Source organism: Micromonospora sp. ANENR4 (genome assembly GCF_015354395.1).
Lineage (GTDB): Bacteria > Actinomycetota > Actinomycetes > Mycobacteriales > Micromonosporaceae > Micromonospora > Micromonospora aurantiaca.
The window spans coordinates 31,805-45,083 of record NZ_JADKYQ010000020.1 but is presented as its reverse complement, the minus strand read 5'-3'; the positions used below and the strand labels follow the sequence as shown (position 1 = coordinate 45,083).

The following is a 13,279-nucleotide window of genomic DNA, read 5'->3' as shown; positions in this document are numbered from 1 at the left end:
CTCGACATGACCTCGATGGCCATCCCGGCGGGCATGCCGCAGTACGACGACGTGCCCCGCTTCGACGTGGCGAAGGTGCGGGCCGACTTCCCGATCCTCGACCGGGAGGTCAACGGTCACCCGCTCGTCTACCTGGACAGCGCGAACACCTCGCACAAGCCGCGGCAGGTGCTCGACGTGCTCGCCGAGCACTACGCGCTGCACAACGCCAACGTGTCGCGCTCGGTGCACACGCTGGGCACCGAGGCGACCGAGGCGTACGAGGGCGCGCGGGCGAAGATCGCCGCGTTCATCAACGCGCCGAGCGTGGACGAGGTGGTGTTCACCAAGAACTCCACCGAGGCGATCAACCTCGTGGCGTACGCGTTCTCCAACGCCTCGCTGCGCGCGGACGGCGACCCGCGGTTCCGGCTGGGCCCCGGCGACGAGATCGTGATCTCCGAGATGGAGCACCACTCGAACATCGTCCCGTGGCAGCTGCTGGCGGAGCGCACCGGCGCGACGCTGCGCTGGTTCCCGGTCACCGACCAGGGCCGGCTCGACGAGTCCGGCCTGGACGACCTGGTCACCGAGCGGACGAGGATCGTCTCGCTGGTGCACATGTCGAACATCCTCGGCACCGTCAACGCCACCTCGCGGATCACCGCGCGGGTCCGCGAGGTCGGCGCGCTGCTGCTGCTCGACTGCTCGCAGTCGGTGCCGCACCTGCCGATGGACGTGGTCGACTACGACGCCGACTTCATCGTCTTCACCGGGCACAAGATGTGCGGCCCGACCGGGATCGGCGTGCTGTGGGGCCGGGGCGAGCTGCTCGCCGCGATGCCCCCGGTGATGGGTGGCGGCTCGATGATCGAGACGGTGACGATGGCGGGCTCGACGTTCGCCGCGCCGCCGGCCCGGTTCGAGGCGGGCACCCCGCCGGTCGCCGAGGCGGTGGCGCTCGGCGCGGCGGTGGACTACCTCACCGCGATCGGCATGCCGGCGATCCAGTGGCACGAGAAGGAGCTGACGGCGTACGCGCTCGACGCCCTCGCCACCGTGCCGGAGCTGCGGATCTTCGGCCCGACGGTGCCGGTGGGCCGGGGCGGGACGATCTCGTTCGCGCTCGGTGACGTGCACCCGCACGACGTCGGGCAGGTGCTCGACTCGCTCGGTGTGCAGGTGCGGGTGGGCCACCACTGCGCCAAGCCGGTGTGCACCCGCTTCGGGGTGCCGGCCATGACGCGGGCGTCGTTCTACCTCTACACCACCACTGCGGAGATCGACGCCCTGGTGGCGGGTCTGGAGCGGGTGCGGAAGGTGTTCGACTGATGCAACTTGAATCTCTCTATCAAGAGATCATTTTGGACCACTACAAGCACCCGCACGGCCGTGGTCTGCGGGACGCGACGGACCCGGCGGCCCGGGTCGGCGAGGCGCACCACGTCAACCCGACCTGCGGCGACGAGATCACCGTACGGGTGGCGACCGACGGCAGCGTGTTCACCGACATCTCGTACGACGGGATGGGCTGCTCGATCAGCCAGGCGTCGGCGAGCATCCTGCACGAGCTGCTGCGCGGCAGGGCCGCGAGCGACGCCGCCGTGGTGCACGAGGCGTTCGTGCAGTTGATGTCCGGGCGGGGCCAGGTCACGCCGGACGAGGACGTGCTCGGAGACGGGGTGGCGTTCGCGGGTGTCGCGCGCTACCCGGCCCGGGTGAAGTGCGCGCTGTTGTCGTGGATGGCGTTCAAGGACGCCGCGGCACGCGCCGGGGTGGGCGTGAGCCCGGAGGTGAAGGCATGAGCGACGAGAACATGACCCCCGAGGCCGGCGCGGTGGCGACGGACGGCACCGCCGTCAACGGGACTGTTGCCGACGGTGCGGCAGCGGGTGCGGCGGCCCCGGCCGGCGGCAAGGCCGCGATCGGTGACATCGAGGAGGCGATGAAGGACGTCGTCGACCCCGAGCTGGGCATCAACGTGGTCGACCTCGGCCTGGTGTACGGCGTCCACGTCGACGACGAGAACGTCGCCACCCTGGACATGACGCTGACCTCGGCGGCCTGTCCGCTGACCGACGTCATCGAGGACCAGGCGCGGCAGGCGCTGACCACCGGTCCGGGCGGCGGCCTGGTGAACGACATCCGGATCAACTGGGTGTGGCTGCCGCCGTGGGGCCCCGACAAGATCACCGACGAGGGGCGCGACCAGCTCCGCTCGCTCGGCTTCAACGTCTGACCGTTCTCCCGGTCACCGCCACGGGCGCGGCACCCCTGCCAAGGGGATGCCGCGCCCGTCGTGTCTGCGGGCTTGATCGACACCGTTACGCCGAAGTGTTGTGGTTGGAGGGGGTCTGATGCCGCTACGTAGCGGTGTCGTCAAGGTGTGGGCTGACGGCACTGCCATCGGCGGCGGGGCCGGGAACGGCGAGATCTTGGTACGAGAACGCCCCTTGGGCGGCCGTTTCCTTCCGTGACCTCCTCGCTTCCCTCATGCCGGGATCCGGCTCCCTAGTTGTGGGAAACTGTCCGCCTGTTCGGCTTGATCGACACCACTTCGCCGAAGTGGTGTGGTCGGAGTCGCTTTGATGCCGCTACATCGGCGTAGTGGTGCCGATCAAGGTGGGCTGACGGCACTGCCATCGGCAGCGGGGCCGGGAACGGCGAGATCTTGGTACGAGATCGCCCCCGAGGAGGCAGATTCGTACCAAGATCCCCAGCCCAGCCCAGCCCAGCCCAGCCCAGCCCAGCCGCGGGGTGCGCGTGCGGGCGCGCGGGAAAAGGGGTCGCGGGGTGGGGGAGTGGGGCGCAGGATGAGCGGGTGATCGAGGCGTACCCGAAGCAGGTTCCTGTCCGTGCGGCCACTGCCGCGCGTCGACAGCGCACCCTGCCCTCGGCCGCCTCGACCCATCACCCGTCGTCGTGACCGGGGCGTTCCTGGCCGGCCTGGTCGCCGGCTACGGCGTCGCCATTCCGGTCGGCGCGATCGCGATCCTCATTCTCGGACTCAGCGCCCGTACCTCGTTCCGGGTCGGTGCGGCTGCGGCGCTCGGCGTGGCCAGCGCCGACGGGCTCTACGCGGCCGTGGCGGCGCTGGGCGGCGCCGCGGTGGCGAGCCGGCTCGCGCCGGTCGCGGGTCCGCTGCGACTGGTCGCCGCGGGGGTGCTGTTGGCTCTCGCCTGCCTCACCGCCTGGCGTGCGCTGCGCCCACCCGCCCCGACGCCAGAGCCGAGCGTGGAAGGCGGACCGGCCCGAGAAGGCGGGCCGCATCGGACGGCGGCGGCGCGGGGCGGGCTGGACACACCGGTGCGGGCGTTCGCCGCGGTCCTCGCGCTGACCCTGCTCAACCCGGCCACAGTGGTCTACTTCGTGGCGCTCGTCCTCGGCCGGGGTGACGTGCTCGGTGGTGGTCCGGCGGGCGCGGGTGCCTTCACCGCCGGGGTGTTCCTCGCCTCGGCGAGCTGGCAGTTGCTGATCGCCGGCGGCGGCACGCTGATCGGCCGGGCCCTCACCGGTCCCCGCGGGCGGCAGGTCACCGCGCTGCTGTCCAGTGTCATCGTCGCCGCGCTCGCAGTCGCCACGGTGCTCGCTGTCTGACCGACGTGGACACGCCGATGTGTCGGCCGGATTGCGGGCCGGTTCATGATCCGTAACCCCGGGATCGGCCGGAACGGCGGTTCCGGATGACGGAAGGAGCCGTCCCGGTCCCGCGTCCGACCACAGGTGCCCTCGGTCGTCAGGCCGGCCGTGCCGGGCCTGCGAAGCGCAGATCCCGCAAGCCGGGACGACCCGGATCACCGTCCAGGTAGAACCGCATCCTCTTTGCGGGTGATGTTCGAAGTCGCGAGTGGTCCTAGGGTCACGGAACAATCCGTGGACCGTTCACGTACGTCCGGTCATCCCCACCGGTCGTGCGTCAGTCCACACCCGACCGAACAGGGAGAAGACTTGAGGATCACCCTCGGGCGCCCGCCGCGCGACCGGCAGCCCGCCGGACCGCCTCGGCGCGGACGGACCGCTGCCCTCCTCGTCGCCGCGCTGGCCGCGGCGACGCTTCCCGTTCTCGCGGCGCCCGCGCCCGCCTCCGCCGCTCCCGGCGTCCACGGACCGTGGCAGAAGGTGGACGGCAAACCGGCGGCCACGAAGGCGGGCCGCAAGGCGGCGATCAAGGCCAAGCGACTGGCCGCGTACAAGCTGGACCGCGGCACCATGCAGGGCCTGCTGGACAAGGCGCCGGCGGAGAAGCGCGTCGCGGTGGCCCGGGTGGCGAAGCAGGTGGTGTCGCTGCCCGCTCCGGACGGCACGTTCCAGCGCTTCGAGCTGGTCGACTCGCCGGTGATGGAGGCCGGCCTGGCGGCGAAGCACCCGGAGATCACCACGTACGCCGGCAAGGGCCTGGACGACCCGACCGCTACCATCCGGGCGGACCTCACCCCGCTCGGGTTCCACGCCTCGGTCCGCTCGGCGAAGGGCAACTGGTACATCGACCCGTACTACCAGCGCGACCAGAGCCTGTACGCGAGCTACTTCGCCCGCGACCTGGAGCACCCCGACGGCGAGTTCGTCGAGCGTGAGGACGTCACGCAGGAGGCGCACGCGCTGGCCGAGGAGATCGCCGAGGCGGAGGTGCCGGCCGGGCCGCTGGTGAAGCTGCGCACCTACCGGGTGGCGCTGGTGACCGACCCGTCGTACGCCACCTACTTCGGCGCGGAGAACGTCACCGCCGCGAAGGTGACGCTGATGAACCGGGTCACCCAGATCTACGAGGACGAGACCGCGATCCGGCTCGTCCTGATCAACGACACCGACAAGACGAACCTGAACACACCGGCCCTGGCCACCGAGCCGAACGGTCCGTGCGGCGCGGCGGCCTGCTTCACGCCGGCGCAGCTCACCTCCTGCGGCGGCGGCACGCTCAGCCGTAACCGCATCGTGCTCGGCCAGCTGGTCGGCGCGAGCAACTACGACGTGGGCCACGTCGGCCTGGGCGTCAACGGAGGCGGCGTGGCCAGCCTCGGCGTGATCGGCGGCAACGGCAAGGCGCAGGGCTGCACCGGCCTGCCCACGCCGGTCGGCGACTTCTACGCGGTCGACTACGTCTCGCACGAGATGGGTCACCAGTTCGCCGGCAACCACACCTTCAACGGCACGCAGTACAACTGCTCGGGCGGCAACCGCAGCGCGGCCAACTCGTACGAGCCGGGCAGCGGTTCGTCGATCATGGCGTACGCGGGCATCTGCCAGCAGGACAACCTCCAGCCGCACAGCGACCCGTACTGGTCGCACCGCAGCTACACCGAGATCACCAACTACGTCACGTCGAACCGCCCCGCCATCAACGAGGTGCAGAGCGTCTCGCTGTACGGGTTCGACGCCGACGGTGACTCGTTCACCATCAGCTACGCGGGCAGCGACTCGGCGCCGATCGTGCGGGGCGTCAACTACACCACCGCCGGCATCAAGGCCGCCGTCGAGGGCATCGCCGGCTGGCCGGCCGGCGCGACCGTCACCGTGGCCGCGTTCGGTGGCAGCGGCACGCTCAACGACAACGGCTTCCAGGTGACCTTCGGCGGCACGCTGGCGACCACGAACGTGGCGTCGCTGGAGCTGACGAACGCCGCCGGTGCCTCCGGCTTCGTCGGTGAGACGGCGAAGGGCGGCGCCATCGACAACGGCGGCTGGCTGGTCGAGGAGACCACCAACCACGCCCCGGTGGTCACCGTGCCGGACACCGTCACCATCCCGGTGCGTACGCCGTTCGCGCTGACCGGCAGCGCCACCGACGCCGACGGCGACACCGTCACGTACCTGTGGGAGCAGAACGACAGGGGTGCCACGACCGGCACCGCGCTGACGAACAACACGAAGGTCAACGGCCCGCTGTTCCGGGTGTTCGGCGAGGCGGCGATCGTGTCGCCGACCGACACGCTGAAGTACTACTCGCCGGGTCTGAACGCGGTCACCACCGACTCGACCCGGGTGTTCCCGGACCTGCGGCAGATCCTGGCCGGCAACACCAACGCGGCCACCGGCGCCTGCCCGGCGCCCCCGGCGCCACCGGCCACCGGTGGCGCCTCGAACGTGCCGGCCGAGCTGGTCGACTGCTACTCCGAGTTCCTGCCCACCCGCGACTGGGTCGGCATCGCGGGCGACCGGACCCTGCACTTCAAGCTCACCGCCCGGGACGGGCGGCTGGGCGGCGGCGGCATCGGCAGCGCCGACGTCTCCGTGGTGCTGGCGCCGGACGCCGGTCCGTTCCTGGTGACCTCGCAGGGCGCCGCCGCCGTCCTGGACGGCGGCTCGACCCAGACCGTGACGTGGGACGTGGCCGGCACCGACGTGGCGCCGGTGAACGCCGCGCAGGTGAAGATCTCGCTGTCCGCCGACGGCGGGCTGACCTTCCCGTACGTGCTGGCCGAGCAGACCGCGAACACCGGCACCGCGACGGTGACGCTGCCGAACGTGGCGACCGGGAAGGCCCGGATCAAGATCGAGGCGGTCGGCAACGTCTTCTTCGACGTCAACGACGCCGACTTCACCATCCGCTCCGCCCCGGTCGTCACCAGCACCGCCCCGGACGGCGGCGTGCGTGTGCAGTACAGCGACGCGCTCTCGCCCGCCGTCACGGTGACCGCCACCGACGGCGACACCACGGGCGCGGACCTGACCGCTGCCGCCACCGGGCTGCCCGCCGGCCTGTCCCTGGCCGTCGCGAGCACCTCGGCGACGGACGCCCGGCCCGGGGCGCGCACCTGGACGGTCGCCGGCACCACCACGGCGGCCCCGGGCGACTACCCGGTCACCGTGACGGCCTCCGACGGCTCCGGTCTGACCGGCAGCACCTCGTTCACCGTCACCGTCGCCGCCGAGGACGCGGCGGTCAGCTGGGCCGGTGACACGCTCGTGAACACCGCGACCGGCGGCTCGTCCAGCCAGGTGTTGCTGCGGGCCGTGGTCCGGGACGGCTCGGTGCTGCCCGGCGCCACGGACACCACAGCCGGTGACATCCGGACCGCCACCGTCACCTTCACCAAGGACGGCGTGACGCTCTGCGCCGCAGTGCCCGCCCTGCTCGGCACGGCCACCACCACCGCGTCCGCGGCGTGCACGGCCACCCTGCCGAAGGGCACGCACACCGTCACCGCGACCGTCGGCGGCAACTACACGGGCAGCACCACCGCCCAGGTGACAGTCGCCGTCTCCGACGGCGGGTTCCTCACCGGCGGCGGTCACCTGACCGCCACCCGCTCGGCGGGGACCTACCCGGCCGACGTGAACTCCACTGTCGAGGTGGAGCTGAACGCGAAGCCGGGCAAGCCGAACAAGCCCGCCACCGGTAAGGCCGAGGTCGAGTTCCGCTCCGGCGGGAAGTCGTACACGATCAGGGCCGGCACTGTGGACGCACTCGGCGTCACCTCGGCGGGCAAGGTCGCCCAGGTGCGCTACCAGGCCGCCCTGTACGACAACAAGGGCAAGCTGGTGGCCTCCGGCCTGACCCTGGCCGTGACGGTGACCGACAGGGGCGCCCCCGGTAGGAACGACACCGTCGGGCTGACCCTGTGGCGGGGCGGCTCGCTGCTCTTCTCGTCCGACTGGACGGGCGGCGCGACCGCCGAGGTCACGCTGAAGGGCGGCAACCTCACCGTCCACTGATCCACGCGGCAGACGCGGGAGGGCACCGGTCACGGTGTCCTCCCGCGTTGCGTTCCCGGGTCCGTCGATGGCGTACCGTCGGGCCATGAGCAGCCGACCCGCCGCCGGGGGTGGCCGGTGGGTCGAGGTCGACCCCGGCCGCGTCGCCCGCTGGGTCGAGGGCTTCACCGACCGGCACGGCCCGCCGACCACGACAGTCCAGGAGTACGGGCTGCTGCTCACCGCCCCGGACGGCGCCACCGCCGAGCTGCACACCCCGCCCGGCGCGAGCGCGTCGGCGGACGTACCCGGATTCGTCGCCTCCGCCACGGCGGCCCGCCGGCTCGGTCTGCTCCTGGCCCGCAAGGGCGCTGTCGCGGTCGGCGTCGCCGACGGCACCGACCTGGCGGTCTCCAAGGTGGACACCCGGTACGTGCAGGGCCGGACCGCGGCGGGCGGCTGGTCCCAGCAGCGGTTCGCCCGGCGGCGCGACAACCAGGCGAAGGCCGCCCTGGGCGACGCGGCCGAGCTGGCCGTACGCCTGTTGTTGCCGGAGGCGGGCACGCTGGCGGCGCTGGTGTGCGGCGGCGACCGGCGCGCGGTGGACACCGTGTTGGCCGACCGGCGGCTGGCCCCGCTCGCGACGCTGCGCGCGCCGCGCCTGCTCGACGTGCCGGAACCCCGGCACGCGGTGCTGGTGGCGGCAGTCGCCGCCGCCCGGGCGGTCCACATCCTGGTCCGCTGAACAGGAAAGATCACCTCAAGACGGCGCAATCCCGCTCCTCGATGATGCATCGAATCGACTCGATGCATATGGTCGGTGTCACGAAGCGGCGGGTCTCCGGGCGACCCGCAGGGCCCGCTTCACCTCCGCCATCACGTGCCGACATCGTTGGGAGAGAACAACTTCATGAGCGGATATCAGGACGGCCGGCTGCGGGCCCGGTGGCGCCGTGCGACGAGGCTCCTCGTCGCGGCGGCGGCGATGAGCGTCGGAAGCCTCGTGCTCACCACCGCACTCACGGCCGGTACGGCGAACGCGGGCCCGGTGCAGCGCGCCGCCCTCGCCGCGCCCACCGTCAGCAGCGTCACCGCGGGTGGCGCGCACACGTGTGCGATCAGCACCGACGGGGGACTGTGGTGCTGGGGCTCGAACTACGGCGGCCAGCTCGGCGACGGGACCACCACGAACCGTAGCGCCCCGACGCAGGTCGGCACCGCCACCTGGACGAACGTCGACGCCGGCTCCGGGCACACCTGCGCGGTCCGCACGGACGGGACGCTGTGGTGCTGGGGCTCGAACTTCCGGGGTCAGCTCGGCGACGGGAGCACCACCAGCCGCAGCGCCCCGACGCAGGTCGGCACCGCGACCACCTGGGCCCGGGTCGACGCCGGCCCCCAGCACACCTGCGCGATCCGCACCGACGGCACGCTCTGGTGCTGGGGCTTCAACCGGACCACCCAGCTGGGCGTCGGCGCCTCGCCGTACGTCGCGAACACCCCGTTGCAGGTCGGCACGGCCACCGACTGGGTGAGCGTCTCGACCGGCTACGGGCACACCTGCGGTGTCCGGACCGGCGGCACGCTCTGGTGCTGGGGGGCCAGCTCGGACGGCCAGCTCGGGCTCGGCAACCTGACGCCCCAGACCGCGCCCGCGCAGGTCGGCACCGCGACCGGGTGGACCGGCGTCGCCGCCGGGTACGCGCACACCTGCGGGGTCCGCTCCGGCGCGCTGTGGTGCTGGGGGGAGAACGGATACGGGCAGCTCGGCGTGAGCGGCACGTACCGGACCGCGCCGGTGCAGATCGGCACGGCCACCACGTGGAACCGGATCGCCGCCAGCAGCGACACGTCCTGCGCGTCGCGTACCGACGGCACCCTGTGGTGCTGGGGCAAGAACTCGGCCGGCCAGGTGGGCGACGGCAGCACCAACCACCGGTCCGCGCCCGCCCAGGTCGGTACGGCCACCACCTGGACCGGCGGCCTCGCGGTCACCGATCACGGCTGCGCGATCCGTACCGACGCCGGACTGTGGTGCTGGGGCGACAACAGTGGGGGCCAGCTCGGTGACGGGACGACCGTCAACCGGTCCACCCCGGCTCAGGTGACACTGCCGGCCTGACCGGCCCCGGAAACGACATCGGCCCGCACCGCCGACCAAGTCGGCGGTGCGGGCCGGTGCACGAGCGGCTCAGGCCCCCGAACCGAAGGTGTCGCAGGACTTCGGGTCACCGGTGGTGAAGCCCTTGGTGAACCACTGCTTGCGCTGCTCCGAGCTGCCGTGGGTGAACTCGTCCGGGTTCACCGGCCGGCCGGACCGCTGCTGGATCGCGTCGTCACCGATCTTCTCGGCGGTGTCGATGGCCTGCGAGATGTCCTGCTCGGTGATGCTCTTGAAGATCTTCTGGCCCTTGTCGTCGGCCGTGCCGGTGGCGTTCTTCGCCCACGCCCCGGCGTAGCAGTCGGCCTGCAGCTCCAGCTTCACCGCGAGCGCGTTCGCGCTCTGCGGATCGCGCTGCTGCTGGCGGCGCATCTGCGCCTCGGTGCCGAGCAGGTCCTGCACGTGGTGGCCGTACTCGTGGGCCAGCACGTACGGCTGGGCGAACTCGCCCTCGGCGCCGAGCTGGTCGGCGAGCAGCTTGTAGAAGGTGAGGTCGATGTAGACCAGGTCGTCGGCCGGGCAGTAGAACGGGCCCACGCCCGAGTCGGCAGCGCCGCAGGCGGTGCTCACGTTCTGGCTGAAGAACACCGTCTTCGACGGCCGGTACTGCTCGCCGAACGCCTCCGGCATCGCGGTACGCCAGTACGCCTGGATCGAGTTGACGTAGAGCGCGTTGCGGCAGTCGAGCTGCTTCAGCGCGTCCTGCGCCGAGCACTTCTGCTCCAGCGAGGTGTTGTCGCCCTGCTCGTCACCGCCGCCGTTGGTGGCGGCGTTGAGGCCGAAGCCGCCGCCCACCAGGGCGACCAGTACGGCGATGATGATGCCCACGATCCCGCCCCGGCCGCCGCCGATCGGGATCGGAATGCCCATCCCGCCGCCTCCGCCGGACCCTCGCCGGTCGTCCACCTGGCTGGTGTCGACCCGCGCGTTCTCGTTCAGCTCCATGTTGACCCCGATCACCGATGTGTCCGTTTGTGATGGTTGCGGTACCGGACCGGGTCCGGACGGCGGATTTCGTACCCGATGATCTTGCGCGGTAATCCGGGGGAGGGGGCCCGCGGGGCCCGGTACACTTGCCCCCGTGCTGCGCTGCGAAGGCTGAACCGCCCCGCGCCGACGGGAAATTCCACCCGCCGGCGCTTTCGCGTGCCCTGAATCAGCCCTTCCGGACCCGAGAGCGAGTACTCCGAGATGATCACTGCCACCGGCCTGGAACTGCGCGCCGGTTCCCGGATCCTGCTGTCCGACACCACCCTGCGGGTGCAGCCGGGGGACCGGATCGGCCTGGTCGGCCGCAACGGCGCCGGCAAGACCACCACACTGAAGGTGCTCGCCGGGGAGGGGCAGCCGTACGGCGGCCAGATCGACCGGCGCAGCGCCATCGGCTACCTGCCGCAGGACCCGCGTACCGGTGACCTGGACGTCACCGGCCGGGACCGGGTGCTCTCCGCCCGCGGGCTGGACGTGCTCATGGCGCAGATGAAGGAGCTGGAGAACAAGCTCGCCGAGGGCGCCGACGACGAGCGGCTGGTCCGCCGCTACGGCGCGCTGGAGGACCAGTTCGCCTCGCTCGGCGGCTACGCGGCCGAGGCCGAGGCGGCCCGGATCTGCGCCAACCTCGGCCTGCCCGACCGCGCCCTGGCGCAGACCATCGGCACGCTCTCCGGCGGTCAGCGCCGCCGCATCGAGCTGGCCCGGATCCTGTTCCGCGACGCCGGCGAGAACGGCGGCGGCATCCTGCTGCTCGACGAGCCCACGAACCACCTCGACGCCGACTCGATCACCTGGCTGCGCGGCTTCCTCGCCAACCACAAGGGCGGCCTGATCGTGATCTCCCACGACGCCTCGCTGCTGGAGGCCGTGGTCAACAAGGTCTGGTTCCTGGACGCCACCCGCTCCGTGGTCGACACGTACAACCTGGGGTGGAAGGCGTACCTGGAGGCGCGCGAGACCGACGAGCGGCGCCGCCGCCGCGAGCGCGCAAACGCCGAGAAGAAGGCCGGCGCCCTGATGGCGCAGGCGGACAAGATGCGGGCCAAGGCCACCAAGACCGTCGCCGCGCAGAACATGGCCCGGCGCGCCGAGCGCCTGCTCTCCGGCCTGGACGAGGTCCGCGTCGCGGACAAGGTCGCGAAGGTACGGTTCCCGAGCCCCGCGCCGTGCGGCAAGACGCCGCTGACCGCGACCGGGCTGTCCAAGTCGTACGGGTCGCTGGAGATCTTCACCGACGTCAACGTGGCGGTCGACCGGGGTTCCCGGGTGGCCATCCTCGGCCTCAACGGCGCCGGCAAGACCACGCTGCTGCGGATGCTCGGCGGGCTGCTCGAGCCGGACACCGGCGAGGTGCGCCCCGGGCACGGGCTGCGGCTCGGCTACTACGCCCAGGAGCACGAGACGCTCGACGTGGACCGGACGATCCTGGAGCACATGCGCAGCGCCGCGTCCGACCAGACCGACACCGACCTGCGCAAGATCCTCGGCGCGTTCCTGTTCTCCGGCGAGGACGTGGACAAGCCGGCCGGGGTGCTCTCCGGTGGCGAGAAGACCCGGCTGGCCCTGGCCACGCTGGTCTGCTCCGGCGCCAACGTGCTGCTGCTGGACGAGCCGACGAACAACCTGGACCCGGTCAGCCGGGAGCAGGTGCTCGACGCGATCGCCCGCTACCCGGGCGCGATCGTGCTGGTCACGCACGACCCGGGTGCGGTCAGCGCGCTCAAGCCGGACCGCGCCATCCTGCTTCCCGACGGCGACGAGGACGCCTGGTCCGACGACCTGCTGGAGCTGGTCGAGCTGGCCTGACCCCGCCGTCGCCGGGGGCGTCCGGCGTGCCGGAGGGTCACGAACAGCACCATGAGCACGACGGTGTCGTCGAGATCGGTGGCGGCGAAGACACCGGCGGCACCCGCCGCGGCCGTGATCACGTCAAACACCCCGCGCACGATACGGCCCGCCGCACCGGCCATCGCATGATCCACACCAGTTCGCCGAAGTGGAGGTGTCCGGAGCACGGTGATGCAGCCACTTCGGGGAAGTGGTGTCGATCATGCGGGAGGATGCCGCCACCTCGCCGAACTGCCGCGTGCAGGCTCGCCGGCGGGGCGGTACGGATCAGCCGGCCGGAAGGATCACTCTATCGGGAAGCTGACATTGCGTAGCGTGTCGGTTGGCGAATAGTTGATATCTGGCGCATGATCGTCCGAGGCGGTCTAATAGGTGGGACCGTATCCGAACCGCACAGTCTGGGACGTGAGGAATCAGCATGGCAGCCACCGGCACAGCCACCAGCACTGAGAAGGGTCGCCGGATCGTCGGGGCCGAGCGTCAGACGCTCGCCAAAGACCTGGTAAAGCGGTACACCGGCGGAGAGAGCATCCGTGCTCTGGCGGCCTCGACCGGCCGTTCCTACGGGTTCATCCACCGGGTGCTCACCGAGTCCGGGGTGCAGCTGCGGCAGCGCGGCGGCGCCCGGCGCCGGAAGAAGGCGTGACCCGCCCCCCAGCGTCGTCC

Annotated in this window: 10 protein-coding genes; 9 read left to right on the top strand and 1 reads right to left on the bottom strand. The window is 71.7% G+C overall.

The features are described from left to right. Positions 1-6: 6 nt before the first annotated feature. The 7 genes from IRY44_RS27940 (at position 7) to IRY44_RS27910 (ending at position 9,733) form a co-directional block, all read left to right on the top strand. Positions 7-1,311 (top strand): cysteine desulfurase, encoded by a 1,305-nt coding sequence (locus IRY44_RS27940; protein WP_194803163.1) that lies wholly within the window; start codon positions 7-9, stop codon positions 1,309-1,311. Continuing rightward, the gene (gene sufU / locus IRY44_RS27935; protein ID WP_194803162.1) at positions 1,311-1,784 is read left to right on the top strand and encodes a Fe-S cluster assembly sulfur transfer protein SufU; all 474 of its coding nucleotides are present in this window, start codon (positions 1,311-1,313) and stop codon (positions 1,782-1,784) included. The genes IRY44_RS27940 and sufU overlap by 1 nt, the downstream gene beginning before the upstream one ends. An 11-nt stretch (positions 1,785-1,795) precedes the next feature. Continuing rightward, a complete protein-coding gene (locus IRY44_RS27930; RefSeq protein ID WP_370585031.1) occupies positions 1,796-2,218 on the top strand; it encodes a metal-sulfur cluster assembly factor in 423 nt (140 codons plus the stop codon). Between the two features lie 683 nt (positions 2,219-2,901). Beyond that, positions 2,902-3,576 carry a LysE family transporter gene (locus tag IRY44_RS27925; RefSeq protein ID WP_194803161.1) on the top strand — a complete coding sequence of 225 codons (675 nt, stop codon included), beginning with the start codon at positions 2,902-2,904 and terminating at the stop codon, positions 3,574-3,576. 351 nt (positions 3,577-3,927) lie between these two features. After that, positions 3,928-7,632 carry a M12 family metallo-peptidase gene (locus tag IRY44_RS27920; RefSeq protein ID WP_228532959.1) on the top strand — a complete coding sequence of 1,235 codons (3,705 nt, stop codon included), beginning with the start codon at positions 3,928-3,930 and terminating at the stop codon, positions 7,630-7,632. Between the two features lie 85 nt (positions 7,633-7,717). Beyond that, positions 7,718-8,356, top strand: a complete 639-nt coding sequence (locus IRY44_RS27915; RefSeq protein ID WP_194803160.1) for an acVLRF1 family peptidyl-tRNA hydrolase — start codon at positions 7,718-7,720, stop codon at positions 8,354-8,356. A 165-nt stretch (positions 8,357-8,521) separates the two neighbouring features. Beyond that, on the top strand, positions 8,522-9,733 hold the full coding sequence (locus tag IRY44_RS27910) for a hypothetical protein (RefSeq protein ID WP_194803159.1): 1,212 nt from the start codon (positions 8,522-8,524) through the stop codon (positions 9,731-9,733). Positions 9,734-9,802: 69 nt separating this feature from the next. Here the strand turns inward: IRY44_RS27910 and IRY44_RS27905 are convergent, their stop codons facing one another. Further along, positions 9,803-10,717 carry a neutral zinc metallopeptidase gene (locus IRY44_RS27905; RefSeq protein WP_194803199.1) on the bottom strand — a complete coding sequence of 305 codons (915 nt, stop codon included), beginning with the start codon at positions 10,715-10,717 and terminating at the stop codon, positions 9,803-9,805. Positions 10,718-10,963: 246 nt separating this feature from the next. Here IRY44_RS27905 and IRY44_RS27900 point away from each other — a divergent pair, with 246 nt between their 5' ends. Both IRY44_RS27900 and IRY44_RS27895 read left to right on the top strand, forming a co-directional pair. Further along, entirely contained in the window at positions 10,964-12,571 is a 1,608-nt protein-coding gene (locus tag IRY44_RS27900; protein ID WP_064445312.1) for an ABC-F family ATP-binding cassette domain-containing protein, read from the top strand. Between the two features lie 460 nt (positions 12,572-13,031). After that, positions 13,032-13,259 (top strand): helix-turn-helix domain-containing protein, encoded by a 228-nt coding sequence (locus IRY44_RS27895; RefSeq protein ID WP_007072022.1) that lies wholly within the window; start codon positions 13,032-13,034, stop codon positions 13,257-13,259. Positions 13,260-13,279: the final 20 nt, after the last annotated feature.